Source organism: Pseudoflavonifractor sp. (assembly GCF_050943825.1).
Classification (GTDB): Bacteria; Bacillota; Clostridia; order Oscillospirales; family Oscillospiraceae; genus Pseudoflavonifractor.
The window spans coordinates 123,588-149,800 of sequence record NZ_JBMNPX010000002.1 but is presented as its reverse complement, the minus strand read 5'-3'; the positions used below and the strand labels follow the sequence as shown (position 1 = coordinate 149,800).

General features: G+C 61.7%; 23 protein-coding genes and 1 pseudogene. 12 read left to right on the top strand and 12 right to left on the bottom strand.

Going from position 1 to position 26,213, the window contains the following annotated elements; all coding sequences use genetic code 11:
- Positions 1–287 precede the first annotated feature (287 nt).
- Positions 288–965 (bottom strand): TIGR00266 family protein, encoded by a 678-nt coding sequence (locus ACOX7T_RS03155; RefSeq protein ID WP_433439822.1) that lies wholly within the window; start codon positions 963–965, stop codon positions 288–290.
- A 211-nt stretch (positions 966–1,176) separates the two neighbouring features.
- Here ACOX7T_RS03155 and ACOX7T_RS03150 point away from each other — a divergent pair, with 211 nt between their 5' ends.
- The 8 genes and pseudogenes from ACOX7T_RS03150 (at position 1,177) to ACOX7T_RS03115 (ending at position 10,385) form a co-directional block, all read left to right on the top strand.
- Positions 1,177–2,031, top strand: coding sequence for a hypothetical protein (locus ACOX7T_RS03150; RefSeq protein ID WP_433439820.1), 855 nt, complete (start codon positions 1,177–1,179; stop codon positions 2,029–2,031).
- Positions 2,032–2,086: 55 nt separating this feature from the next.
- Complete coding sequence (locus tag ACOX7T_RS03145; protein WP_433439818.1) at positions 2,087–2,560, top strand: TspO/MBR family protein; 474 nt, start codon at positions 2,087–2,089, stop codon at positions 2,558–2,560.
- A 315-nt stretch (positions 2,561–2,875) separates the two neighbouring features.
- Positions 2,876–3,652, top strand: a pseudogene (locus tag ACOX7T_RS03140) (sulfite exporter TauE/SafE family protein).
- A 39-nt stretch (positions 3,653–3,691) separates the two neighbouring features.
- Positions 3,692–5,449 (top strand): aryl-sulfate sulfotransferase, encoded by a 1,758-nt coding sequence (locus tag ACOX7T_RS03135; protein WP_433439816.1) that lies wholly within the window; start codon positions 3,692–3,694, stop codon positions 5,447–5,449.
- Positions 5,450–5,625: 176 nt separating this feature from the next.
- Positions 5,626–6,681 (top strand): ABC transporter ATP-binding protein, encoded by a 1,056-nt coding sequence (locus ACOX7T_RS03130; protein WP_433439814.1) that lies wholly within the window; start codon positions 5,626–5,628, stop codon positions 6,679–6,681.
- Positions 6,678–7,541, top strand: a complete 864-nt coding sequence (locus ACOX7T_RS03125) for an ABC transporter permease (RefSeq protein WP_433439812.1) — start codon at positions 6,678–6,680, stop codon at positions 7,539–7,541. The genes ACOX7T_RS03130 and ACOX7T_RS03125 overlap by 4 nt, the downstream gene beginning before the upstream one ends.
- Positions 7,541–8,986 (top strand): GldG family protein, encoded by a 1,446-nt coding sequence (locus ACOX7T_RS03120; protein WP_433439810.1) that lies wholly within the window; start codon positions 7,541–7,543, stop codon positions 8,984–8,986. The genes ACOX7T_RS03125 and ACOX7T_RS03120 overlap by 1 nt, the downstream gene beginning before the upstream one ends.
- Positions 8,973–10,385 carry a DUF4340 domain-containing protein gene (locus tag ACOX7T_RS03115; RefSeq protein ID WP_433439808.1) on the top strand — a complete coding sequence of 471 codons (1,413 nt, stop codon included), beginning with the start codon at positions 8,973–8,975 and terminating at the stop codon, positions 10,383–10,385. The genes ACOX7T_RS03120 and ACOX7T_RS03115 overlap by 14 nt, the downstream gene beginning before the upstream one ends.
- A 54-nt stretch (positions 10,386–10,439) precedes the next feature.
- On the opposite strand, the gene ACOX7T_RS03110 is transcribed toward ACOX7T_RS03115, so the two are convergent.
- Together ACOX7T_RS03110 and ACOX7T_RS03105 are read right to left on the bottom strand one after the other, a co-directional pair.
- Positions 10,440–11,663 (bottom strand): sensor histidine kinase, encoded by a 1,224-nt coding sequence (locus ACOX7T_RS03110; RefSeq protein WP_433439806.1) that lies wholly within the window; start codon positions 11,661–11,663, stop codon positions 10,440–10,442.
- Positions 11,660–12,334: a response regulator transcription factor gene (locus tag ACOX7T_RS03105; protein WP_433439804.1), complete on the bottom strand. Its 675-nt coding sequence runs from the start codon at positions 12,332–12,334 to the stop codon at positions 11,660–11,662. Before ACOX7T_RS03105 ends, ACOX7T_RS03110 begins: the two co-directional genes overlap by 4 nt.
- Positions 12,335–12,572: 238 nt before the next feature.
- Between ACOX7T_RS03105 and ACOX7T_RS03100 the strand changes: the two genes are divergently transcribed.
- The 4 genes from ACOX7T_RS03100 (at position 12,573) to ACOX7T_RS03085 (ending at position 15,567) form a co-directional block, all read left to right on the top strand.
- Entirely contained in the window at positions 12,573–12,884 is a 312-nt protein-coding gene (locus ACOX7T_RS03100) for a hypothetical protein (protein WP_433439802.1), read from the top strand.
- A gap of 12 nt (positions 12,885–12,896) precedes the next feature.
- A complete protein-coding gene (locus tag ACOX7T_RS03095) occupies positions 12,897–13,979 on the top strand; it encodes a peptidylprolyl isomerase (protein ID WP_433439800.1) in 1,083 nt (360 codons plus the stop codon).
- Positions 13,980–14,124: 145 nt separating this feature from the next.
- Entirely contained in the window at positions 14,125–14,880 is a 756-nt protein-coding gene (locus ACOX7T_RS03090; RefSeq protein WP_433439798.1) for an EFR1 family ferrodoxin, read from the top strand.
- Positions 14,881–14,922: 42 nt separating this feature from the next.
- Complete coding sequence (locus ACOX7T_RS03085; RefSeq protein WP_433439796.1) at positions 14,923–15,567, top strand: metallophosphoesterase; 645 nt, start codon at positions 14,923–14,925, stop codon at positions 15,565–15,567.
- Positions 15,568–15,615: 48 nt separating this feature from the next.
- Here the strand turns inward: ACOX7T_RS03085 and ACOX7T_RS03080 are convergent, their stop codons facing one another.
- From ACOX7T_RS03080 to ACOX7T_RS03040, 9 genes are all read right to left on the bottom strand, one after another.
- Positions 15,616–16,191 carry a 3'-5' exonuclease gene (locus ACOX7T_RS03080; protein ID WP_433439794.1) on the bottom strand — a complete coding sequence of 192 codons (576 nt, stop codon included), beginning with the start codon at positions 16,189–16,191 and terminating at the stop codon, positions 15,616–15,618.
- Positions 16,192–16,279: 88 nt separating this feature from the next.
- Positions 16,280–16,939 carry a YczE/YyaS/YitT family protein gene (locus ACOX7T_RS03075; RefSeq protein WP_433439792.1) on the bottom strand — a complete coding sequence of 220 codons (660 nt, stop codon included), beginning with the start codon at positions 16,937–16,939 and terminating at the stop codon, positions 16,280–16,282.
- Positions 16,939–17,370, bottom strand: coding sequence for a MarR family winged helix-turn-helix transcriptional regulator (locus tag ACOX7T_RS03070; protein WP_433439790.1), 432 nt, complete (start codon positions 17,368–17,370; stop codon positions 16,939–16,941). The genes ACOX7T_RS03075 and ACOX7T_RS03070 overlap by 1 nt, the downstream gene beginning before the upstream one ends.
- A 152-nt stretch (positions 17,371–17,522) precedes the next feature.
- Entirely contained in the window at positions 17,523–18,341 is an 819-nt protein-coding gene (rhaD, locus tag ACOX7T_RS03065) for a rhamnulose-1-phosphate aldolase (protein ID WP_433439788.1), read from the bottom strand.
- Positions 18,342–18,361: 20 nt separating this feature from the next.
- Complete coding sequence (gene fucO / locus ACOX7T_RS03060) at positions 18,362–19,504, bottom strand: lactaldehyde reductase (RefSeq protein ID WP_433439786.1); 1,143 nt, start codon at positions 19,502–19,504, stop codon at positions 18,362–18,364.
- A gap of 42 nt (positions 19,505–19,546) precedes the next feature.
- Positions 19,547–20,803, bottom strand: coding sequence for an L-rhamnose isomerase (locus ACOX7T_RS03055; protein WP_433439784.1), 1,257 nt, complete (start codon positions 20,801–20,803; stop codon positions 19,547–19,549).
- Positions 20,796–22,112: a rhamnulokinase gene (locus tag ACOX7T_RS03050; protein WP_433439782.1), complete on the bottom strand. Its 1,317-nt coding sequence runs from the start codon at positions 22,110–22,112 to the stop codon at positions 20,796–20,798. The genes ACOX7T_RS03055 and ACOX7T_RS03050 overlap by 8 nt, the downstream gene beginning before the upstream one ends.
- Positions 22,113–22,117: 5 nt before the next feature.
- Entirely contained in the window at positions 22,118–23,578 is a 1,461-nt protein-coding gene (locus ACOX7T_RS03045) for an MFS transporter (protein WP_433439780.1), read from the bottom strand.
- Positions 23,579–23,593: 15 nt separating this feature from the next.
- Positions 23,594–26,137: a family 78 glycoside hydrolase catalytic domain gene (locus tag ACOX7T_RS03040; RefSeq protein ID WP_433439779.1), complete on the bottom strand. Its 2,544-nt coding sequence runs from the start codon at positions 26,135–26,137 to the stop codon at positions 23,594–23,596.
- Positions 26,138–26,213: the final 76 nt, after the last annotated feature.

The window sequence follows — 26,213 nt, the reverse complement described above, 5'->3', positions numbered from 1 at the left end:
ACGTCTTTGCCCTTAACTATGAACGAAGTATACCGCCCAATACAGAAAATGTCAAGTATCTTTTTTCTCTTTTCAGTATTTTCTTTACCTTCCAAAAGCATGCTGCTTTTTATTTACGCCCTCACACGCGCAAGTTTTCTTTCAAAAACTTTCATATCCATGAGCAAATGGCTTGCCTCACCCGTGCGGCAGAAAACTTCATGCGCATATGTGCTGTGCCGCTTTTGCATAGAAAAAACAGCCGGGCAGAGCGTTTGCTCTGCCCGGCTGCCCGGATGTACCGTAATTTATTTGTTGCTCGTGGGGATAAAGGGACGGATGGCCATGGCCACACTGCTGATGGGCATGGTCTGGAGCCACACCTTGCCCGGGCCGGTGAGCAGGGTGTTGAACACGCCCTCCCCGCCGAAGAACATGTTCTTCAGTCCGGGCACCTGCTGGATGTCCATGGACACCGTGGGCGCAAAGCCCGCCACGTTGCCCGTGTCCACCACCAGCTGCTGGCCAGGAGCCAGGTCGTACTCCACCAGATCGCCGTCAATCTCCGCAAAAGCCATGCCCCGGCCGGAAAGCCGCTGCATGATGAAGCCCTCGCCGCCGAAGAAGCCTGCGCCCAGCTTTTTGTTGAAGTGGATGGACAGCTCCACCCCCGCCTCGGCGGCCAGGAAGGAGTTCTTCTGCAGAATCATCTCCTGGCCCGGAGCGATTTCGATGGGCATGATTTTCCCGGGAAAGCTGGAGCCGAAGGTGATCATACCGTCGCCCCGGGCGGTGTAGATATTCTGAAAAATATTCTCACCGGAGAAGGCACGGGAGAACATCTTGCCCAGCCCGCCGCCGGAGGTCTCCATCTGCATATTGGGGGACATCCAGACCATGGAGCCGCTCTCGGTGATCATCTTTTCGCCGTTCTCTAAGTAGCACATAACCACGGGGAACGTACCGCCTGCAATTTCGTATCTCATAGCCATCCTCCTTATATGTTTTGGGGATATCTCCATCATAGATGCTGCGCCCCGGGCCGTCAAGCAATTATTACGGATTTCGAAAATTTCTCCCCAATCCCGACCGGATTCTGGAAAAAGGCCCCCAATTCGCCCGGACGTGACAATTTACCGGGGGTATGGTATGATAGTGGCTGCTCAAGCAACTGCTTTTTGAAGAAAGGAAACGCTTATGAGAGAGAATAATAAAATCAAAGTCCTGATGGTGGCGGTGCCGCTGATCATCGCCTTTTTCTCCGTGTTCGTGGTGTCCGGCATCGCCTCGTCCGTGGAGTTCCACGCCGACTCCATCGCCGCCCTGGACGAAAAGCAGACCACTGTTCTGGAGCTGACCGCCGCCTCCACTGCGGCCTCGGCGGCCATTACCCTGCTCCCCGGCGACACCGCCACCCCCATCGCCGAGAAGCTGGCCGACCTGAGTTCCGGCTTCCTGGTGGTGCTGTGCGCCATCTACCTGGAGAAGTACCTGCTGACCCTCACCGGGTTTGCGGCCTTCAACTTCCTCATCCCCATCTCCTGCGTGCTGTACGCCGCCAACGTGTTCCTCAAACGGGACGGCATCCGCACCCTGGCCAAAAAGCTGCTCATCTTCGGCATCGCCATCGTGCTGGTCATTCCGGTCAGCGTCCGGGTATCCAATCTGATTGAGGACACCTATCAGGCCTCCATTGAGGCCACCATTGAGAACGCCAAGGAGACCACCGGCGAGGTAGAAAACAGCACGGAGGAGCTGACCGGCGAGTCGGAAAAGGGCTTCCTGGAGGGGCTCATCTCCAAAATTACCGACGGCATCTCCAACGTGGCCTCGGGCATCTCCGAAAAAGTGGGCGACATGATCAACAGCTTCATTGAGGCCCTGGCCGTGCTGCTGGTCACCTCCTGCGTCATTCCCATTCTGGTCATGCTGCTCTTTGTGTGGCTGGTGAAGGTCACCTTCTCTGTCTCCCTGCCCGTCAGCTACACGGGCGCGGTGAAAGGCGTCAAGGGCGCCTTCCACCGGGAGGGCAAGGAGGACAGTCAGTCCTGACCCCACCATACATATTCCCACCGCCGCTGCATATGCTATCCCCGGGTGATTGCGTATGAACAAGCACACATGGAAGATTTACGGCCTCTGGATTCTGCTCTCCGAGGCGGTGGGCGGCCTGTCCGGCTGGCTGACCCGGGACGGCGTCAAAATTTACAGCCAATCCATCGTCCAGCCGCCCCTGTCCCCGCCTCCGCTGGTCTTCCCCATCGTGTGGGCCATTCTCTTCGCCCTTATGGGCATCGGCGCGGCCCGGGTATTCCTGGGCCCCGCCTCCGCCGCCCGCACCAGAGGCCTGCGGCTCTTCTTTGTCCAGCTGGGCTTCAATTTCCTGTGGAGTATCCTCTTCTTCTGCCTCCAGGCCTTCGGCTTTGCCCTGATATGGCTGGTGGCCCTGTGGGCCCTCATCCTCTGGATGCTCTTCACCTTCCTTCAGGCGGACAGAGTCGCCGGCTTTCTCCAAATTCCCTATCTGCTGTGGGTGACCTTTGCCGCCTACCTGAATCTGGGCGTCTGGATTCTCAACTGAGTGCCCGAACCGTTTCCCCCTCAAAGCCCGGAAGCAGCAAAGCTGCTTCCGGGCTTTTTCTATCTCTGCCTCCCCGCGGTCTTCCGCATGCGAAATTTAAGGTTAAATTCAGACTTCTAGCTATTTTGTTCTATTTTTATCACAAATATCAAATATTAAAATGTTAGTTAGCTTACATATTTACAATTCATTCACATTTACTCCCACCCAGTTAACGTTCTGTTTTAAAAGGGCAGATACAATATTCCCAGCGCACATCCGGACATGGCGCGCCGGCCAAGCAGCTCCGGTCCGGCATTGGGGGAGGTAGTATGGTTGGGAGAGCTCTGGTTTGAGGTTTTGATCTGCTTTCTGGCGGGCGCGGGTGCGGGACTGGGCACCGGCTTTGCGGGGATGAGCGCCGCCACGGTAATCAGTCCCATGCTGGTCACCTTTCTGGGCATCCCCGCCTATGACGCCATTGGCATCGCCCTGGCAAGCGACGTGCTGGCCAGCGCCGCCAGTGCCCGTACCTACGCCAAAAGCGGCGCGCTCGACATCAAAAACGGCCTTGTGATGATGTGCGGCGTGCTGACCATGACGCTGGTGGGCAGCTGACTGTCCACCTTTGTGCCCAACACCACCCTGGGCTCCTTCTCCGTGGTGATGACGCTGGTTCTGGGCCTGCGGTTTCTCATTTTTCCGGTCACCTCCACCCGGCGCACCCTTGCGGGCGCCAGCACACGGGCCCGGATTGTCAAGGGCGCGGCAGGCGGCGCCTGTATCGGGCTGGTATGCGGCTTCTTCGGTGCAGGCGGCGGCATGATGATGCTGATGGTCCTTACCGTCCTGCTGGGCTACGAGCTGAAAACCGCCGTGGGCACCAGTGTGTTTGTCATGACCTTCTCTGCCCTGACCGGCGCGGTCAGCCACTTCGCCCTGGGCAGCATGCCCCGGCTGGACCTTCTGGTCCTGTGCGTGGTGTTCACCCTGGTGTGGGCCCAGATCGCCGCCAAAATCGCCGCCAAGGCCGACGCCGTGCTGCTCAACCGCCTGACAGGGCTCATCCTCACCCTGCTGGGCATTGTTCTGGTGGTCATCACCTTCCTGTAAGGTGACACAATACGCTCTAAGGAAAGCGAGAGAATACAAATGATATCGAAGCGTCTGAAAAAGCTGCTGCTGGCCGCCGTCATCCTTGTTGTGGTGCTGGCCATCTCAGTGCCCATTGTGGTGATGGCGGTCTCCAAGTCCTTCACCGCCCAGGAGCACGTAGTGCGCACCGACTGGGAGATTGACGCGGGCACTGTCATCGACCAGAGCGAGGAGTTCCAGGTGGATATCGCCCAGGCCAAGCTGGGCGACGGACTGAGCGCCCTCCAGCTCATCCCCCAGGACATCGATGAAGAGGGCTTCACCTACTACGACCTGGACGTGCAGCAGCGTCTGGACGGCGCCCTCCAGAGTTTAAAGGAGATGCCCGACATCTCCTGGACCGCCACCACTCCTCTGGCGGTGCTCAATCCCTTCGGCACAGGCAGCAACGGTCTGTACCTGTATTTTGAGACCGACATGGCCACCAAGGTCACCTACACGGTCCATGTGGAGGGCAGCGATATCTCCGACTTCACCGCCGACGCCGCCGACATCTCCGGCCAGGAGTTCACCAAAACCCACGAATTCCAGCTCATCGGCCTGGTGCCCGGCGAGACCAACCAGGTCACCCTGACCATCACCGGCCAGTGGGGCAACACCCGGCAGATTGTAACCTTCACCGTGGACATGCCCGAGACCTCCTCCGGCTACTCCACCCGCCTGGAGGTGGAGAATGGCGACTCGGACCAGGCCCAGTCCGACGGTCTCTTCGCCATGATGCGGGTCAACGGCTATCTGGGCTACGGCTTTTTCTTCGACAACGACGGGGTCCTGCGGTACGAGATGGTGCTGGAGGGCTACGGCCTGGACCGGCTGCTGTTTGACGGGGACGAGATCATCACCTGCGTCTCCTCCTCCAAGCTGGCCCGCATTGACGGGCTGGGCCGGGTGACCCAGGTGTATCAGCTGGACGGATACGACCTGCACCACGACATCGGCTTCGGCGCTGACGGCGAGGTGCTGGCGCTGGCCGAGGTGACCGGCGGCGAGACGGTGGAGGACAGGCTGCTCTCCATCGACCTGGAGACCGGAGCGGTCACCGAGCTGGTGGACTTCAGCCAGCCGATGGAGCCCTACTTTGAAACCACCCGGCCTGTGGGCCCCGGCGACGACTTCTTCTGGCAGGCGGGCGAGTGGGACTGGCTCCACCTCAACAGCGTGCAGTACATGGCGGAGGACGACAGCGTGATTGTCTCCTCCCGGGAGACCTCTGCCATCATCAAGGTGACAGGACTCCACAGCACCCCCACCGTCGACTGGCTGGCGGGCGACGAGCGCTTCTGGGAGGACACCGCCTATGCCGGCCTCTGCCTCACCCAGGAGGGGGACTTTGTCCCCCACTACGGCCAGCACTGCGTGGAGTACTACGCCGACGGCGAGGAGGACGGCGTGTACTACCTGGCGCTGTACAACAACAACTACTGGTCCCTCAACAGCCGGGACTTCACCCTGGAGGTGGCGGACAGCGTGGGCACCGACCTGTACGGCGCTGGGGACGAGACCAGCCAGGTCTATATCTACCGCATCGACGAGAACGCCCGCACCTATGCTCTGGTCTCCAGCTTTGACGTACCCTACTCCAGCATTGTGTCCAACGCCTCTCTGTGCGGGGATAACTGGGTGGTCAACAGCGGCGTGGCCATGGTGTTCGGCGAGTACGACAGCGAGGGAAATCTGATCCGGCAGTACACCTATAACTGCACCATGCAGAACTACCGCACCTTCAAGTACGACATGACCATCTGGTTCCAATAAGTTTCCTGTCTCCCGGAGGGCCTGGGACAGCTGCATCCCGCAGCTGTCCCAGGCCCTCTTTTTCTCCTCCCCCGCCGGTTTCTTTAGTGCCGCTTTAGGGCGGAGCACTATATTGAATCAGGTATGGGCGGCTCATGCCGTCCGGAAACCGCCATTCAAGGCGAGGAGGTTCCGCAATGATAAAAGTTGAGCACTTAACCAAGTACTACGGCGACTTTCTGGCGGTCGACGACCTTTCATTTGAGATAGATGAAGGGCATGTCTATGGTTTCCTTGGCCCCAACGGCGCGGGCAAGACCACAACCATGAACATTATGACCGGCTGTCTCTCCGCCACCTCGGGCCATGTGGAGGTGGGCGGGTACGACATCTTCGAGGACGCCAACAAGGCCAAACGGCTGATTGGCTATCTCCCTGAGCAGCCGCCCCTCTACATGAACGAGACACCGGAGGAGTACCTGCGCTTCGTGGGCGAGGCCAAGGGCCTGCGGGGCAAGGAGCTGGAGGACCAGATTGACAAGGTCATCGACCAGGTGAAGATCCAGAGTGTGCGCGGCCGCCGCATCTCCGCCCTGTCCAAGGGCTACAAGCAGCGTGTGGGCATCGCCCAGGCCCTGCTGGGCAACCCCAGGGTCATTATCCTGGATGAGCCCACCGTGGGCCTGGACCCAATCCAGATCATCGAAATCCGCGACCTCATCAAGCAGCTGGGCCAGGAGCACACCGTCATTCTCAGCTCCCACATCCTCTCGGAGGTCCAGGCCATCTGCGAAAAGATCCTCATCATCGCCCACGGCAAGCTGGTGGCCTTTGACGGGCCGGACAATCTGGAGAAGAACCTGCTGTCCGGGAACGAGATCGTCTTTACCACCGACGCGGAGGAAGAGATGGTGATGGACATTCTCTCCGGCGTGGAGCACATCTCCGCCGTGCGGCTGGAGGAGAAGGAGAACGGGCTGGTGTCCGCCCAGCTGAAGACCGACAGCAGCGATATCTACGGCGTATCCCGCCAGCTGTTCTTTGCCTTCGCCCAGCGCGGGCAGGCCCTGCTGGAGCTGTCCCTAAAGAAGGCCAGCCTGGAGGACATCTTCATCGAGCTGACCGAGAGCGGCGACCCCGGCCAGCCGGGCCCGGGTGAGCCGGAAGATATACCGGAAGAGCAGACCGAAGCGTCCTCTCAGGACGGGGACGAGACCTCCGCCGGTACAGAAAGTGAGGCAGATCAGGTATGACTGCGGTACTGAAACATGAATTGAGGAACTATTTCCACTCCTTCACCGCCTACGTGTTCGGCGCCTTTCTGCTGGCCATCGTGGGCATCGGCTCCATGCTGTACAACCTGCAGGCCGCGGTGAGCAACTTTGAGTACGTGCTCAGCTTCGGCTGCATTGTGTTCGTGGTCATCGTGCCCATCCTGACCATGCGGGTCATTGCCGAGGAGCGCAAGCAGAAGACCGACCAGCTGCTCTACTCCCTGCCCATCACCACCACCCAGGTGATCGCGGGCAAGTATCTGGCCCTGCTGGTGGTCTACCTCATCCCCCTGGCCGTCATCTCCATCTACCCCCTGATTTTCTCCCAGTTCGGCGAGGTCTACCTCCCCACCTCCTACGGCTCCCTCTTCGCCATCTTCATGATGGGCGCCGCACTCATCGCCCTGGGGGTGTTCATCTCCTGCCTGACCGACAACCAGGGTCTGGCCGCCGGCATCGGCATCGCGGTCATTCTGTTCAACTATTACAGCGTCAGCCTGTCTGAGTACGTCTCCTCCACCGCCTTCGGCTCGGTGGTGGCTCTGGCCGTCCTCATCCTGGCCCTGGGCGCTATCATCCGGTACCTGACCAGAAACGAGCTGCTGGCCTACGGGGTAAGCCTGGTGCTGGCGGTGGCAGTGTGCGTGGTGTGCTTTGTGGACGCCACCATGTTCGAGGGCCTGCTGCCCGCCATCATGGAGCAGCTCTCCCTCTTCGAGCGGTTCAACGCCTTTGTCAACGGCGTGTTCGACATGACCGCCATCGTATACTACCTGTCTGTGATCGGATTTTTCCTGTTCCTTTCGGTCCAGTCCCTTGAGAAACGGAGGTACAACTGATGAAGCGCTGGAAGCTCCTTGGCGACGCGGAACAGGCAGGCAGAAACCGCATCGCGCTTCAGGGCGGTTCTTATTCCATTATCATCACGGCCGTGGTGCTGGCCATTCTCATCGCAGTGAATGTGCTGGTATCCGCCCTGCCCACCACCCTGACCAAATATGATATCAGCTCAACCAAGCTCTACTCCATCACCAGCAACACCAAGGTTGTGGTGAACGCCCTGGAGGAGGACGTGACCATCTACTGGATCGTCCAGTCCGGTGAGGAGGACGCCGTCATTGAGAACCTGCTGAACAAGTATGACAGTCTGTCCGACCACATCTCGGTGGTCAAGAAGAACCCGGACGTATACCCCACCTTCGCCGAGCAGTACACCGACGAGACGGTGCAGAACAACAGCCTGGTTGTGGAGTGCGGTGACCGCAGCCGCTTCATCGGCTATGACGACATCTACGTCCAGGAGGCGGACATGTACTCCTACTCCTACAACACCTCCTTTGACGGCGAGGGCGCCATCACCTCCGCCATCGACTACGTGGTCACCGAGGACCTGCCCCAGCTCTACGTGCTGGAGGGCCACGGCGAGCAGGAGCTGCCCTCCACCTTCAGCGACCAGATCGCGAAGGAGAACATTGAGGTCAACACCCTCTCCCTGCTGACGGTGGACGAGATCCCCGAGGAGGCCGACTGCATCCTGATCTACGCCCCCTCCTCCGACATCTCCACCGAGGAGAAGGATATGCTCGCCGAGTACACCAAAAATGGCGGCAAGCTGATGGTGGTGGCCGGTCCCGTGGAGGACGGCAGCCTGGACAACCTGTACAGCCTGCTGACCGACTACGGCGTGGAGCCCTGCGAGGGTATTGTGGTGGAGGCCGACCGGGAGCACTACACCCTCCAGCCCTATGTCCTCCTGCCCGACATGAACAGCGATGAGATCACCGACTCCCTCATTGACGAGCACTACTACACCATCATGCCCATCTCCCTGGGCCTGGATGTGAGCGGCGCCGACAGCTCCGTCACCACCCTGATGACCACCTCCGACACCTCCTTCAGCAAGATTGCCGGCTATGACCTGGCGACCTACGAGAAGGAGGACGGGGACATTGACGGCCCCTTCGCCGTGGCCGTGTCCGTGGACTGCGACAACGAGGGCCAGATTGTGTGGTTCACCTCCTCCGCCTTCCTGGAGGACATGTACAACGCCTTCTCCTCCGGCGCCAACTCCGACCTGGCCATGAACGCCCTCTCCTCCCTCATTGGCGAGCGGGAAGCCATGGCCATCCGCAGCAAATCCCTGAACTACAACTACCTGAATATCAGCAGCTCCACCGCTTCCCTGCTGAAGGTGCTGATGATCGGCGTGTTCCCCCTGGCCTATCTGGGCATCGGCATTGGCGTGATTCTGAGAAGAAGGAGGCTTCAGAATGAAGCGGGCTAAACGGATCTATATCCTGCTGGGCGTGCTGGCGGTGGTGTGTATTGCCGCCTTCGCCGTCATGCAGTACCAGGAGCAGCAGGAGATCATTCAGAACACCGACGAGATCATCCTGGAGGTGGACGCCGGCACGGTTCAGTCCCTCTCCTGGGAGTACGAGTCGGAGACCCTGGCCTTCCATAAGGACGGCACCTGGCTCTACGATGAGGACGAGGCCTTCCCTGTGGACGAGGAGAAGATGAACGAGCTGCTGGAGACCTTCCAGGCCTTCGGCGCCGCCTTCATCATCCACGACGTCACCGACTTCGCCCAGTACGGCCTGGATGACCCCGTCTGCACCATCGACCTGACCACTGAGGACACCAGCTATGAGATCCAGCTGGGCGATTACAGCACCATGGACGCCCAGCGGTATGTCTCCATCGGGGACGGCAACGTGTACCTGGTCCAGGAGGACCCGCTGGACACCTTCGACGTGGAGCTCAGCGACCTCATCGACAACGACGAGACCCCCAGCTTTGACCAGGTGGAGTCCATCCAGTTCACCGGCAGCGACTCCTATCAGGTCATTTATCAGGAGGAGAGCACCTACTCCTACTGCGCCGACGATGTGTACTTCAAGGAGCAGGACGGGAACTATCTGCCCCTGGACACCTCCCTGGTGGACAGCTACCTGAGCGGCATCACCAGCCTGAGCCCCACCGACTATGTGACCTACAATGCCGCCGAGGAGGACCTGGCCACCTACGGCCTGGACAATCCGGAGCTGACCGTCACCGTCACCTACACCCCCGAGACGGACGAGGACAGCGAGGAGGCCAGCGAGCCCGTTGTCTTCACCATCAGCGTCAGCCGTGACCCCGACGAGCGGAGCGCGGCGGAGGAGGCGGAGACCACCGAGGAGGAGGACGCCGCCGACATCACCGCCTACGCGAGAATCGTCGAGTCCAAGATCATCTACCAGATCACCGGCTCCCAGTACCAGTCGCTGATGGCCGCCTCCTACAACGACCTGCGGCACCAGGAGGTGTTCTACGCCGACTTTGCCGACGTCACCAGCCTGGACATCACCCTGGAGGACGCGGTCTATACCATCACCTCCGAGGGCACCGGCGACAAGAAAACCTTCTCCTATGACGGCGAGGAAATCGAAATTGAGGACCTGCAGGACGCCCTGGAGGCCATGACCGCCTCCAGCTTCACCGACGAGAGCCCCGCCCAGAAGGAGGAAATCAGCCTGACCATCCATCTGGACAACGAGACCTATCCGGAAATCCATATCCAGCTGTACCGCTACGACGGCGAGCAGTGTCTGGCCGTGGTGGACGGCGAGCCTGTCTCCCTGGTCTCCCGCTCCTCTGTGGTGGACCTCATCGAGGCGGTCAACGCCATCGTCCTCTAATCTGCCTGCAAACGCAAAAAACCAGGACCGCAAAAGCGGTCCTGGTTTTTTGTATTACAGCTTTACCCGGAAGCGGATGGCACGTCCGTCCAGGCTGGAGACGGTAATTTCACCCCTGTGCTTCTCCACAATGGCCTTGGCAATGGACAGCCCGATGCCAAAGCCGCTGCCGTAGGTTCTGGCCTTGTCGGCCCGGTAGAAGCGGTCAAACAGGCGGCCCAGCTCCACGCTGTCCACCGCGGCATAGCTGTTGTCCACGGTCAGCACCGGATGCCGTCCGCCGGACAGTCCCACCCGGATGGTCCCGCCCTTGTCGCAGTACTTCACCGCGTTGTCCAGAAGAATGGAGAGAAGCTGGCGGATGGCGGCCTCATCCCCGGTGCAGCACACCCCCTGCGGCACGTCCAGCGACAGGGTCATGTCCCGCTCACGGGCCGTCCCGTCAAAGGCCGCCGCCGTCTCGCTCACCGCCTCGCTCAGGCTGAAGCGGGTCATCTCCAGGGTGCTCTGGTCCTCGTCCATCCGGCTGAGCATCACCAGCCGGTTCACCAGCTCGGTCATGATGCCTGTCTCCTCCCGGATGTCGCTGAGCCACTCGTTGGGGCCGTTCTCCGACTCCATAATGTCCAGATTGGTGCGGATCAGGGTCAGCGGCGTCTTGAGCTCGTGGTTGGCGTCGGTGACAAACTGCCGCTGCTTCTGGTAGCTCTCCATGGCTGGCTTCACCGCATGCTTGGAAATCAGAATCACCAGCAGCAGCACCACCACGCTGCCCGCCACAAACACCGAGGAGGCGGTCAGCAGAAAGCGCTGGTTGAGCTCCCTGGTGTCGGTGCCGTTGATGAACACCACCGCGGTGCCCTCCGGTGTGTTGTACACCTTGTATCGGAAGTTCTCAACCCACCCCCGCTCGGCGCCCTTCTCCAGAACAGCGGAGGCGTACTCCTGGGCCTCCTCCCCGCTCACGCTGGCGATGGCCCGGATATCCACCGAGGCCAGCTCTCCTTCCCCGTCGAAGCGGACGGTAAAGAACCGGGTGGTGAAGGGAGACTCCTGGTTTACCCCTTCCGGCGGAAGAATCTGCCCCTCATCCAGACCAAACTGCTCAAAATCCGGGAAAATGCCGTCGTTCTCCGATACCAGGTCGGCCAGGGTGTCCAGCCGGGCGCTGGTCTGCACCTCGGTGACCAGATAGATGGCGATGAAGAGGATGAGAAACACCGCCGCAAAGGACAGCATGCAGATCCGGATAAACTTTCTTCTCAGCCGGTCAATCATGATTCCTGCTCCAGGGTGTAACCGGCGTTGCGGACAAAGCGGATGGTGGCGGGCGCCTTGAGGGCCGCCAGCTTTTTCCGGAGGTTGGAGATATGCACCCACACCACGCTCACGTCCACCTCGCTGTCCCAGCCCCACACGTGGGACATGAACGCGTCGGTGGTGATGATGAAATTGGGACGCTGGAGCAGCATCTCCATGATCTGAAACTCCCTGCCGCTGAGGGCCTGGGTCTGTCCGTTGCAGCTGAGCTCGTAGGTGGAGCGGTTGAGCACCAGCTCCCCTGCCCGCAGCAGGTCCGGGACGTAGTTGTCCTTCCGCCGCAGCATGGCCCGCACCCGGGCCAGCAGCTCGGAGGTGGAGAAGGGCTTGGACAGGTAGTCGTCCGCTCCGGCGTCCAGCCCCTCCACCCGCTGGTCCACCTCGGTCTTTGCCGTCAGAAACAGGGCCGGTGTGGAGATGCCCTGTCCCCGGACGCTGCGCAGCACCGCAATGCCGTCCAGCCCGGGCATCATGATGTCCAGCACCATGCCGTCGTACTCCTCCGTCTCGGCATAGGCCAGGGCCTCCGTCCCGGTGGAGACAGCGTCCACTATGTACTTGTTCTTCTCAAAGATGTGCTTGAGGGATTTCAGCAGCTTCAGGTCGTCCTCCGCCACTAGCAGCCGCATAAGCTCAACCCGCCTTCCTTGCGTCATATTTCCGAGCTGGTGGCCGCTTTTCTCCCTTCGTTTCTTTCCCTGGATTATTATAGTATTCCGCCGCTCCGGTATCAACGTGCGCAGCATTTCGTTTACAAAATGTTTTGATTTTCCGGGGTCTTTAGTCCGGCTTTAGTCCGGAGACGTATCATAACCGGGAACACTGCGCCGGAGGCGTGATATCCCAGTGAAAGAAAGGTTGAATACCATGGCTGAAATCATAGACAACGCCCGCAAAGGCATCCCCGAGGCGATGCGCACCCTCTACGACCAGAACAAGGACCGGATTATGTTCCTGTGCCAGGCGCTGCTCCTGGACGAAAACGCCGCCTGCAACGCCGTGTCCCACGTGTTCAAGGCCATGTGGGAGCTGGTCGTCTCCGGGCAGGTTATCTCGGAGCAGGATTTCCAGGACACCGTCACCAAAAAGGCCGTCAATTACTGTAAGGCCCAGACCGTGAAGAAATATCCAAAGGCCTTCCGGGTGCCTGCCAACCGGAATTTCATGAACACCCCCTAAGACGCGGGAAAAATGACGCTCAGCGGCCAGCCCTGGGAAATCGTCCTGAAAAATCTGCCGCACCTCCACCGCTTTATCTACGTGCTCCACGGGGTGTGCGGGTACGATGACATGCGCATCGCCAAGCTCTTCAACACCTCCACGGAGACTGTCCGGCTGGCCCTCCAGGCGGAGGAGGCCAACATCAGCCGTATTCTCTCCCTGACTCCCGACCACGGAACAGCGGCTATGACAGCGGAGGCCTTCCACCAGGCCCTGCTGGAGCAGCAAAAAACGGTTGCCATTCCCAGAACCGTCACCATTACCGTCCATATGGGCATCGACAACATCTGCCAGCCCTTCCTGGACAAGCGGAAAAAGCAGCGGACCAGGCGCACCGTGCTGATTGTCTCCCTGCTGGTGGCGGTGTGTCTGATTGTGGGAATCTCGGTGGCTGTGGGCGGCGGTACGGCCCAGACCGACCCGTCGGCCACTCCCTCTGAATCCGCCCAGGTGTCCGAGACGCCCGAGCCCACCGACAGCACCGGCACCGATGAGAGCGGCACGGAGACCGGTGACACCGCCGAGGCCGAGACCGCCAGCTACTACGCGGACATCGAAATCCAGGACTACGGTACCATCACCGTGGCGCTGGACGCGGAGGCCGCCCCTGAGACGGTGGCCAACTTTGTGTCCCTGGCGGAGTCCGGTTTCTATGACGGCCTCACCTTCCACCGGATCATCGAGGGCTTCATGATGCAGGGCGGCGACCCCAACGGCGACGGCAGCGGCGGCAGCGGCACCACCATTGTGGGCGAATTCAGCGAGAACGGCTATGAGAACAACCTGTCCCACACCCGCGGTGCCATCTCCATGGCCAGGTCCGACGACTACGACAGCGCCAGCTCCCAGTTCTTCATCGTTCAGGAGGACTATCCCTCTCTGGACGGAAAGTACGCGGTGTTCGGCTATGTGACCGAGGGCATGGACATTGTGGACGCCATCTGTGAAGCCGCCCAGCCCACCGATGGCAACGGCACCATCCCCGCCGAGGAGCAGCCCGTTATCACCTCCATCACCATCCGCACCCCGGAGGCGGAGAGCAGCGGCCAGTAACGGCGGTCTGACAGCGGCAGGGAGTTTCCTCCTTCCTGCCGCTGCTTTTTTCATTCCATATGGGCGGAAAGTCTGCTATACTGGAGACAGCACAGAGCGGCTCCCCCATTTGGCTGGAAGCGAGCCGCCGGAGGAGGGACCATCTGTGATTGTCTATTTTACCGGTACGGGAAACAGCCGTTACTGCGCCAAGCTGCTGGCGGATAGGCTGGGCGACCACTGCACCGACGCCTTTCACTTCATCCGGGACGGCGTGGCGGCCGAGCTGTCCTCCACCAAGCCGTGGGTCTTTGTGTGCCCCACCTACGGCTGGCAGCTGCCCAGGGTGTTTGTCGAGTTCATCCGCGCCGGACGCTTTTCCGGCAGCAAGGACGCCTACTTTGTCATGACCTGCGGCGCCGAAATCGGCAACGCCGCCCCCAAAAACCGCGCCCTCTGCGGTGAGAAGGGATTCCGTTACCGGGGCACCCTTCAGGTGGTCATGCCGGAGAACTACATCGCCATGTTCAACGCGCCCGAGCGGGAGGAGGCCCTGGGCATTGTGGCCGCCGCCCGCCCGGTTCTGGAGCAGGGCGCCGGTTACATCCAGCGGGGCGAGGACTTCCCCGACCGGAAGGCGGGCGCTGTGGATAAGCTCAAGTCCGGCCTGGTCAACACCCTGTTCTACCGCTTCAACGTCAGGACCAAACCCTTCCACGTGGCGGGCAGCTGCGTCTCCTGCGGCAAGTGCGCCGCAGCCTGTCCCCTGGGCAACATCCGCATGGAACAGGGCCTGCCGGTGTGGGGCAATCGCTGCACCCACTGCATGGCCTGCATCTGCGGCTGTCCCACCGGGGCCATTGAGTACGGAAAAATCAGCCGGGGCAAGCCCCGCTACCAGTGCCCCGACTACCAGGGCTGAGCCCAAGGTCAACTATTCCCCACAGAGAAAGGAGCTGAGCGCATGATCTACTGCATGTCCGACCTCCACGGCGAGGAGGACCGCTTTCACGCCATGCTGGAAAAAATTCAGTTCTCCGACCAGGACACGCTGTACATCATCGGGGACGTCATCGACCGAAGCCCCGGCGGCGTATCCATGCTCCAGGAGATTATGGCGGCGGACAACATCCATATGCTGCTGGGCAATCACGAGCAGATGTGCCTGGACACCCTTGGCCCCAACAGCGTCTACGGCAGCCGGGACCTCTGGCGGCACAACGGCGGCAACTGTACCTACCGCCACCTGCTCTACATCTCCTCGGCCCGGGAGCGGTGGGAGATACTGCGGTTTATCGCCAGCTTGCCCGATCATCTGGAGGTAACCGTGGGAGACCGGATCTTCCACCTGGTCCACGGCATGCCGTCGGAGGACCCGTACCGGCGGATCTGGGACCGGCCGGTGCCCGACTGCATCGCCCCATTCCCCGACCGCACCGCCATCGTGGGCCACACCCCCACCTGCTTCCTTACCGGGCGGATGGACGAGACTCTGACCATCTGGCATGGGGACGGGATCATCGACATCGACTGCGGCTGCGGCAACCCCAGCGAGCACCGGCGGCTGGCCTGCCTGCGGCTGGACGACATGGCCGAGTTCTATGTATAAAATCGAACGGGGACAGACAGCGTCTCAGCTGTCTGTCCCCGTTTTCTCTTATCTCCGGCCGCTCCCCGCTCTGACGGTGCACAGCCGCTCCATGTCGTAAGTACGGATAAAGGGCGCCACACTGGAGCCAGAGCGCAGGTGGTGGAGAAGAATCTCCCCGCAGGCCAGACTGTCGCTGCCGGCGTGGTGGTGGTCAAGTTCCAGGCCCAGATAGTCGCTCAACGTGTTCAGCTTGTGGTTGGGCAGCTGGGGCAGCAGGCGGCGGCTCATCTGGCAGGTGCAGGCGTAGCGCACCGTAGGGTGCCAGTAAATGCCGTATCCCCGCAGGCATTTGGCCAGCACCGACATGTCAAAGGGGGCGTTGTGGGCGATGAGCAGGCCGCTGTCCATCAGGGGACCAATCTCCCGCCACAGCTCCGGGAAGGTGGGCTTGTCTGCCACCATCTCAGGTGTAATGCCCGTCAGGGCGATATTGAACCGGTCAAAGCGCTGCTCCGGGTTCACCAGCGTGTAGTACTCCCCCGCAATCTCCCCCGCCTCCACCACCGTGACGCCGATGGCGCTCATGCGGTCGTTGGCGTAGTTGGGGGTCTCCACGTCAAAGGCGATATATCTGCCGTTCATCTCTTTCTCCTCCCGCGGCTGCGTCTCTGATCGGGGACTCCGTCCCGCGCCTGATTGTACCACAGCCCGGACGCCAGGGCAAGCCGGCTCAGAGATACCGCTGGGCAAACCGCTTCATGGGCTTGTTAACCTGCTTGGCAATGAGGCCCACGCAGATGGCCGCCGCCACCGTGCCCTCCCGGACGCCGGTCAGCTTTCCCAGGAACAGGAACGACAGGACAGTAGCCAGCACCACCAGGGTCACATCAAAGCCCACCTTGGCATTGGCAAACTTCACACGGAACGCCTTACACACGGCCAGGACCATGCCCTCGCCGGCCAGAGTGACCACCCCGGCGGTGACCTCAAAGCTGACGCCCACGCCCACCAGCAGAATGCCCACCACGCACAGCAGCCACGCCATGGGGTAGGAGGTACAGGTAATGCCCCGGAGGGCCCACACGCTGAAGTCGGTCAATGTGCCGAACACCAGCGCCACCGGCAGCTGAATGAGCTGGACAGGGTCATACTGCCTGCGCAGCAGCAGGATTTGCAGCACAATCAGCGTGACGTGCATGGCAATGGTGGCAGTGCCCACGGTGAGGGGTGTGAACTGGCTGAGCACGTAGGGCAGGCTGGAGATGGGAGAGGTGCCCAGCCCCCCCTTGATAGAAAAGGCCACTCCAAAGGCCATGATAACAAGGCCCACGCACAGCAGGATATACCGCTTAACATACGCTCTGATTTTATTCTGAAGTTCCGTCTCCATCACCCGTTCTCCCTTCCGTCAGGCGACACCGACGCGTATACTTTTTCCAACAGCACCTGCAGCTGCTCCTGCTCCTCCGGTGTCAGCTGTGCCGCCGCCTGGGCGTCTGCCCGCCGGAAGATATCCGCCATCTGTTCCCCCAGCTTCTCCCCCTCCGGTGTCAAAGACACGTAGAGGGACCGGCGGTTGCCGTCCCGCTGGGTCCGGCGGATCAGGCCGTCCCGCTCCATGCGGAGCAGAATACTCCCCACCGTGGCCTGCTCAATCTCGCAGAAGGCAGCGATGGCCTTCTGGTTGCTCTCCCCCTGCTGCATCAGGCACTCCAGAATCTTGGGCTGTCCCGGCGACAGGCCAAGAGCGGCCGCCTCACTCAGAATCCAGCGGTTCAGGTTGGTGTGGGTCTTCATCAGCAGATAGTGCAGCGCGTCCATATCAGCTCACTCCAATAATAAGCTTTCTTATTATATTGATGCTTATTATAGTCCACCTGCTTCGCCTGTCAAGTCCTGACCACAGAAACGCCCCCGCTCTGTATGATACAGAGCGGGGGCGTTTCTCAGCTTTTATCCGCTTATAGGTGCGGTCAGTCCAGGTTGAGGAAGTCCTTCCGGTAGTTGACGCCGAAGAATTCGGCCAGCTCCTGCATCTGGCTGTCCAGGATGGTGTTCTTCCGGGGCAGGTGGGCGGTGAGCATGTAGATCTGGGCGGCCTTCTCCACGGTCTCAATGAGGCCGAAGGTCTCGTCCAGGGTCTTGCCGGCGCCGTAGATGCCGTGCATGCCCCACACCACCAGGCGGAACTCCTCCATCTTCTTGGCGGTGGCCTCACCGATGGAGTTGGTGCCGCAGAGCATCCAGGGCAGCACGCCCACGCCGTCGGGGAACACGGCGATGCACTCGGTGCACATCTCCCACAGGGTGTGGGTGAACTTCTTCTCGTCCAGCTCGTGGACAAAGTTCATGGCCAGAGTGTAGGTGGGGTGGCAGTGCATGACCACACGGTTCTCCGGGTCCACCTTCAGGCGGGCCATGTGGCTCATCAGGTGGGCGGGCAGCTCGGAGGTAAACTTGCCGCCGTCCTTGTAGCCCCACAGCAGCTCGGCGGTGGTGCCGTCCTGGGCGATGCGGATGACGCCAAGGTTGGTCTCCGGGTCCTTCTCCACGTTCTTGAAGTACTTGCCGGTGCCGGTGACAATGAAGTACTTGCCGATGAGGGGCTTGGCGTCAAAGCCGGTGGGGATGGTGCGGATGACCTTGTTCAGGTCCAGATACTCGGCTACCTCCTCCTCGGGCAGCAGGTAGCTCAGGTTGCCGCCGTTGCGCTCGTCCCAGCCCAGCCGGTACATGTTGGCGGTGGTGCTCTTCATTTCCTCCACAAAGGGAGCGGTCAGAATATCTTTCATTGCGTCTCTTCTCTCCTATCTCACATCAGCTGGCGGAACAGGGCCTTGAAGTCCTCCACGGTGGCCTCTCTGGGGTTGCCGGGGGCGCAGGCGTCGGCGGCGGCGGACTGGGCCAGGAAGTCCAGGTCCTCCTCCTTCATGGCGGGCAGCTTGGTGGGAATGCCCACGTCCACGGACAGCTGGCGCACGGCGTCAATGGCGGCCTTGCGGTAGGCGGCCTGGTCCATACCGGTGGTGTCCACGCCCATGGCCTCGGCGATGGCCTTGAACTTCTCGCCGGTGTACTCCTGGTTGAACTCCATCACGATGGGCAGCATCATGGCGCAGGCCACGCCGTGGGGGGTGTCGTACACGGCGCCCAGGGTGTGAGCCATGGAGTGGGCGATGCCCAGGCCCACGTTGGAGAAGGCCATGCCGGTGACGAACTGGCCCAGGGCCATGCCCTCGCGGCCGTCATCCTCGTTGTTCACGGCGCCCCGCAGGCTCTTGGAGATGAGCCGGATGGCCTCCAGGTTCAGGCAGTCGGCCAGGGCCCAGGCGGCCTTGGTGGTGTAGCCCTCAATGGCGTGGGTCAGGGCGTCCATGCCGGTGGAGGCGGTGAGGCCCTTGGGCATGGTGGACATCATGTCGGGGTCCACGATGGCGATGTCGGGGATGTCGTTGGTGTCCACGCAGACGAACTTGCGCTTGCGCTCCACGTCGGTGATGACGTAGTTGATGGTGGCCTCGGCGGCGGTGCCGGCGGTGGTGGGCACGGCGATGGTGAACACGGTGCGGTTCTTGGTGGGGGCCACACCCTCCAGGGAGCGGACGTCGGCGAACTCGGGGTTGTTGATGATGATGCCGATGGCCTTGCCGGTGTCCATGGAGGAACCGCCGCCGATGGTGATCATGTAGTCGGCGCCGGACTTCTTGTAGGCCTCCACGCCGGACTGGACGTTCTCAATGGTGGGGTTGGGCTTGATGTCGGAGTAGATCTCATAGGCCATGCCGGCCTCGTCCAGCAGGTCGGTGACCTTCTTGGTGACGTTGAACTTGACCAGGTCGGGGTCGGAGGCGATGAAGGCCTTCTTATAGCCCTTGGCGGCCACCAGACCGGGGATTTCCTTGATAGCGCCCTTTCCGTGATAAGAGATAGCGTTGAGCACAAAACGATTGACCATGGTAATACTCCTCCTGTTATCTTTCAGCTTTGTTTTTTCAATTCAGCGCTTGGAGAGCACGTCCTGCTCGTACTGGAGCACGGTGTCCAGCCAGGCACCGTCCAGGGGTGCGCCGCACCGGCGGCAGTACTCGTCCCATACGTCACCGAAGGGCATGGTCTTCAGCTCGTCCTGACGCACCAGCACGGCGGTCAGGTTGCCCGCGTCCTGGTCGGCCTTCAGGCTGTCGCTGGGGGTGAGCAGGGCGTTGAGCAGGGCCTTCTGCCAGTTGCGGAAGCCCAGGGTCCAGGCGGCCACACGGTTGACCGAGGCGTCGAAGTAGTCCAGAGCCATCTTCACGCTGCCTTCCAGACCGCCGCAGCGGACGATCTCCTTGGCCATCTCCCGGGTCTCATCGTCAAAGAGGACCACGTGGTCGCTGTCCCAGCGGACGGGGCGGGTGATGTGGAGGGCAATCTCGGGGAAGAACACCAGCAGGGCGGGAATCTTGTCGCTCACCACCTCGGTGGGGTGATAGTGGCCATTGTCCATGAGGGGGATGCACTTGCCGGGGTTGGCGGCGGCGTAGCTCAGGGAGAACTCGGCGCTGCCCACGGTGTAGGCCTCCACGCCGATGCCGAACACCTTGGACTCCACGCAGGGCTTGACCTTGTTGAAGTCAAAGGGCTCGGAGAGAATCTCATCAATGGACTCCTTGTAGCGCATCCGGGGGCCCATGCGGTCGGCGGGGATGTCCTTGAAGCCGTCGCCGGTCCAGATGTTCATGACGCAGGGCTGGCCCAGCTCCTCGGCCAGGTACTGGCTGATGCGGATGCAGGCCTTGCCGTGGTCGATCCAGAAGCAGCGGGTCTCCTCGTTGGGGGAGGACAGGGTGAGGGGGTCGCACTTGGGGTGGGAGAAGAAGGTGGGGTTGAAGTCGCAGCCCAGACCCCGCTCCTTGCAGAAGTCCACCCACTTCTTGAAGTGCTTGGGCTCCAGCTTGTCCCGGTCCACCCAGCCGCCGTTCTCATCGTCAAAGATGGCGTAGTTGGCGTGGAGGTTCAGCTTCTTCATGCCGGGGCACAGCTTGAGGACCATGTCCAGGTCGGCCATCAGCTCCTCGGGAGTACGGGCGCGGCCGGGGTAGTTGCCGGTGGTCTGGATGCCGCCGGTGAGGGGCTTGGTGGGGTCGGTGTCAAAGCCTCGGACGTCGTCGCCCTGCCAGCAGTGGAGGGAGACGGGAGCCTTCATCAGGCGCTCCATGGCCTGCTCGGTGTCCACACCCAGAGCGGCGTATTTCTCTTTCGCTTCGTTATACATATGCAGCCTCCTGCAGCAGAATATTTCCCAGGGCAGTGGCCTCAGGGGAGCCGGTGATCACGCTCCGGCCGATGGCCTGCTCTGTCAGTTGGTTGAGATAGGTGTTGTTGGCGCCGCCGCCCACAATGCACAGCACGTCGAACTGCTCGCCGGTGATGCTTTCCAGCTCGTCCAGCGCGGCGGCGTAGGCGTGGGCCAGGCTCTGATAGATGGCGTGGGCATACTGGCCGGGGTTCTTGGGCACGGGCCAGCCCTTCTGGGCGCACTCGCCGTCAATCTCCGCCATGACCGACTTGGGGGCCAGGTAGCGGGCGCTGTTCACGTCCAGATGGTAGTCGAAATTGGCCTCATCCCTGGCCATCTGAGCCAGCTGGGCGAAGGAATACTGGTCCTTCAGCTCCCGCTTGAGGCACTGGACCAGCCACAGGCCCATGATGTTCTTGAGGAACCGGATGGTGCCCACGCCGCCCTCGTTGGTAAAGTTGGCCTTCATGGCCGCTGGGGTGGTGACGGGCTGGGCCAGCTCGGCGCCCAGCAGGGACCAGGTACCGCTGGAGATGTAGGCCGTACCCTTTTGGGGCAGGGCGGCAATAGCTGAGGCAGTGTCGTGGGTGGCGGGGAGAACCACGTCGCAGTCAAAGCCCACCTGCGACCCGATGTCCGACTTCAGGCGTCCCAGCTTCACAGGGGGCGTCTGGGGCGTGGCGGCGAAGAGCCGCTTGGGCAGGCCCAGGGCGGAGACAATCTCCATGTCCCAGGTTCTGCCCTTGGCGTCCAGCAGGCCGGTGGAGCTGGCGTTGGTGTACTCGTGGGCCTTCACACCCGAGAGATAGAAACTCAGGTACTCGGGCAGCATGAGGAAATCCGCCGCATGGTCCAGACGTCCGTGGGCCTTGTCCCAGCAGAGCTGGTAGATGGTGTTGAAGGGCTGAAACTGGATGCCCGTCCGCTCGTAGAGCTTCTCAAAGGGGATTACCTTGTGGGCCAGCTCGGCGCCCTCAGCGCCCCGGCTGTCCCGGTAACAGTACAGGGGCAGGATGGGCTGGTCCCGGCTGTCCAGCAGCACATAGTCCACCGCCCAGGTGTCGATGCCCACGCTGTCGGGCACAATGCCCTGCTCCTTACAGGCTCTGAGGCCGCTCACCACCTCCCGGCACAGCCGGTCCAGGTCCCACACCAGGTGGCCGTCCCGCTCATCGGGCAGGTTGGAGAAGCGGTAGACCTCTTTCATCTTCAGTTCGCCGTCCTCCCGCCAGGCGGCAATGTGCCGCCCGGAGGACGCGCCGATGTCAATGGCTAAGTGTATCATGAAGCTCAGTCCTCCTGCTTGTGCCGTGCGGCGATGGCAGCCTGCTCCTCGGGCAGCTTCTTCTCCACGGTGAAGAAGAAGATCAGCGCCGCGCACACCACATAGGCGATGGTCTCCACCCAGATGTAGCCCACGGTGATGGTGCTCTGGACAGCGGCGGACTGGACAAGGGTCTCAGCGGCGCCGGTGGGCTTCTGGTAGTTGACCGCGCCCAGCATGGCCATGAATACGGCGTTCATGATGGGGGTGGCGGCCACCATCAGGGAGGAGTAGATGCTCATGGTCAGGCCGTCGGTGCGGATGCCGCGCTTGAACTCGATGTGGTCGATGACGTCGGCCAACATGGCCAGAATCAGGTAGCAGGCGGGTGCGGAGCCCAGGCACTTGAGGGCCACGCCGATGGCCACCAGCACGAAGTTGTGGCTGCCCACTCCGGCGATGATACCGCCCACAGCGCCGGCCAGCATACCCACCATGCACACGGTGCGCTTGGAGAACCTGTTGGCCAGGGGCACCACGAACAGGGCGGCCACCGCCATGGGGATGGCGCCCAGGACGGACAGAACGGTCTGGGCCAGGCCCCAGTCGATGGTGCCGGTAGCGCCGATGACCCACTCGCAGAAGTAGCTCATGGAGCCGTTCTTCATGGCGCCCGCCCACTGGAATCCCAGGTAGAAGAGGATGACAATCCACCACCACTTCTCGCTGGTGACGGCCCCCAGCTGCTGGCCCAGGGAGGCGGCCTTGGCCTTGGTCTCCTGGCTGCCGCCGGAGGTCATGGCCTCCTCGGTGACCCGCTCACGGGTGAACTTGTACTGGAGGAAGATGGTCAGGGCGGAGAAGATGGCCACCGCCAGCATGACCATGAACCACATGTTCTGGTCGTTCTTCATCACCTGGCTGACCAGGATGGGGAACACCATGGAGCCCACGCCCATGACGCCCAGACCGGCCACGTTGGTGAAGGAGGCCAGAGCGCCCCGCTGCTGGCTGTTGCGGGTGGACACGGGGATGAGGGTGGAGTTGGCGGTGTTGTAGATGGGGTAGGCCACAGCGTAATAGAGGTTGTAGGCGATGGCGATCCAAACCATCTTGGCCGTGCCCTCAAAGGGGACGATGAACATGAGCACGCTGGCCACCGACAGCGTCAGGGCGGACAGCAGCACCCAGGGCCTTGCCTTGCCCGCCATGCAGCGGGTGCGCTCGATGAGCTGGCCCACAATCAGGTTGGCGGCCACGATGAGGAGGGTGGACACCACCTGGAGCACCGAGAGAAAGGCCTCGTCCAGGGCCAGCACGTCGGTGAAGTACTTGTTGAGGAAGCTGGTAAAGATACCCGAAGAGAGCAGGGCGCCGAAGGGACCGATGAAGTAGCCCAGCAGCATCTCGGGGAGCCGGACTTCTGAGGAGCGGATGAGGGAGCTGGTGAGGGGCGTGCTCCAGAAGTCATTCTTTTTATTGTTCATAGTCCATGTCCTTTCTCAGAGCTTGCAGGAGCAGGTGTGGGTTCCGCTGCCATAAATTGTATGACTTCCATCGGGCAGCGTCAACTCACAGCTTGCGCCCACAGGCACCGCCACTGTCACGGTCAGCGTACCGTTCTCCGCCTTCCAGTCCACTGCGGCCCGGCCGTAGGGGGTCTCCACCCAGGCGCTGGCCCAGGTGAGGCCGCCGCCCACCAGAGGCTTGACGGCAAAGCGCTTGTAGCCCGCCTCCAGGGGCTCGATGCCCGCCACGCGGCGGTAGAGGAAGTCGCCCACAGCGCCGGAGGCGTAGTGGTTGTAGGAGATCATCTTGTCGGTGCCGTCGTCCCCGATGGGGCACTGGCCGTTCTCGTCCAGGCCGTCCCAACGCTCCCAGATGGTGGTGGCGCCCACCTTCACCTCGTAGAGCCAGGAGGGGCACTTGGTGTTGAGGAGCATCTTGTAGGCCGTATCGGCGTGGCCGTTGTCGGCCAGGGCGAAGAGGATGTAGGGCGTGCCGGGGAAACCGGTGCCGATGCAGAAGTCGTTCTTCTCCACCAGACGGGCCAGATTGTCCGCCGCCTTGGTCCTGGTCTCCGGCGGGAACATGCCGAACTGGAGGGGCAGGACATAGGCGGTCTGGAACTCGTTGAGGAGCCTGCCCTGACCGTCGGTGAACACAGAGCAGTAGGCGTCGGCCACCTTGGCGCTCAGGTCCCTGTAGTAGGCGGCGTCTCCTGTCTCACCCAGCAGCTGAGCCACCCTGGCGGTCACCGCGCTGGTGTTGCACAGGCTGGCGGTGGCGGTCCACTTGCTGCGGGCCTGCCACTGCTGCATCTTGGGCACATCGGGGGCCACCCAGTCCCCGAAATGGAGCACCGAGGGAGTGCTCCAGATGTACTTCTTCTTGCCGAAGCTGAGCAGTCCCGCCCAGAATTTGCAGGCCTTCACATACTTCTTCATCACGGGGTAGAACTTTTTCAGGATGGACAGGTCACCCCGGGCCATGTACTCCGCCCAGGGCACCAGCACGCAGGCGTCGCCCCACCAGTCCACCGCCATGGCGGGCATAGTGGCTGGGAAGCCGTAACCTTGGACGGGCACCGTGTTGGGGATGCCGCCGCCGGGCAGCTGCTCGGCCTGCACGTCCAGCATCCACTTCTCCAGGAAGCGGCTCATGTCGAAGTTGTAGCAGGCGGTGGGAGAGAACACGGCGATGTCGCCGGTCCATCCCATGCGCTCGTCCCGCTGGGGGCAGTCGGTGGGGATGTCCACAAAGTTGGACTTGGCGCCCCAGCGGATGTTGGACTGGAGCTGGTTGAGCATCTCGTTGGAGCAGGAGAAGCCGCCGTTGTCGTGCAGGTCAGAGTAGAGGGCGGCGGCGGTGACGTGGATGTCCTCCGCGTCAATGCCCTCCACGCCCACATAGCGGAAGCCCATGTAGGTGAACCGTGGGGAGTAGGTCTGCTCCCCGTCCACGCAGGTGTACTCAATGCGGGCCTTGGCGGTGCGGAGAAAGGCGGTGTTCAGGGAGCCGTCCGGGTTGAGGATCTCAGCGTGGCGGACCACAATCTTCTGGCCCTTCCTGCCCCGGATGTCCAGTCTGACCACACCGGCGAAATTCTGGCCGAAGTCGTAGACCAGGCAGTTATCCACCCTGGTACAGGAGATGGGGGAAAATTCCTCGTGGGCGGTGACCGCCGGGCCGTAGGCCGCCCGGATGGAGGGGGAAACCCGCAGGCGCTCTATCACTGCGTTCCGCCAGCCGGTGGTCTCGGCGGTGGCGTCGTACACCTCGCCGTCGTACAGGTCGGCCTCCTTAAGGGGGCCCTCCTCGGTGACCTGCCAGGAGGTGTCGGTGCCCACAATCTCCTCCGAGCCGTCCTCATATGTAACCCGCAGCTCCAGCAGCAGGGCCTGCCGGTCGGCGGTGACCCGGTTTTTCCGGGTGAACACAAAGGAGCCCACCGCCCAGCCGCCGGCCACCACCGCCGTCAGGGTGTTGTCCTCCCGGAGACAGCCGGTCACGTCGTAGGTCTGGTATTGCAGATTGGTCTTGTAGGAGGTAAAGCCGGGGGCGAAGTACTCGTCTCCCACGGCTGCGCCGTTGAGGGTCAGCTGGTAGATGCCCATGGCGGTGGAACGGATTTTGGCCTCCTTCACCTTGCCCCGGAGGGCAAAGGTCTTGCGGAAGGTCATGGGCACGGGGGACACCTTTTTTTCTTTAAAGGAGTAGGCCCCGTCGCTGATCCACTGGGCAGCCCAGGGGGTGTCCAGCCGCCCGGTCTCAAATTCCAGGTCAGCCCGGGCGGTCTCCCCGGCGTCGTCCACCGCCGTCAGCTCCGCCCGGTACCGGGTAAAGGGTTTCAGGGCCGGGCCGCCGTAGGGGATGGCGGCCTGTTGGTCGGTCTCCACCGTCCAGCCGTTGACCGTCAGAACGGCCTTGGCCAGCGCCGCCCCGGCCCGGTCGCTGTCCAGGGAGAAGCCGAACCGGGGGGCTGCCGCGTCGGTCACGCAGTGTTTCCGCTGATTTTCACAGGTGAATGTTCTGATGGTAAGCATATGCCACTGACCTTTCTCATACAGCGTAGGTTCTTTCCGCTCCGCATTCGCGGTCAAAATGGGAAATTGCTGTGCC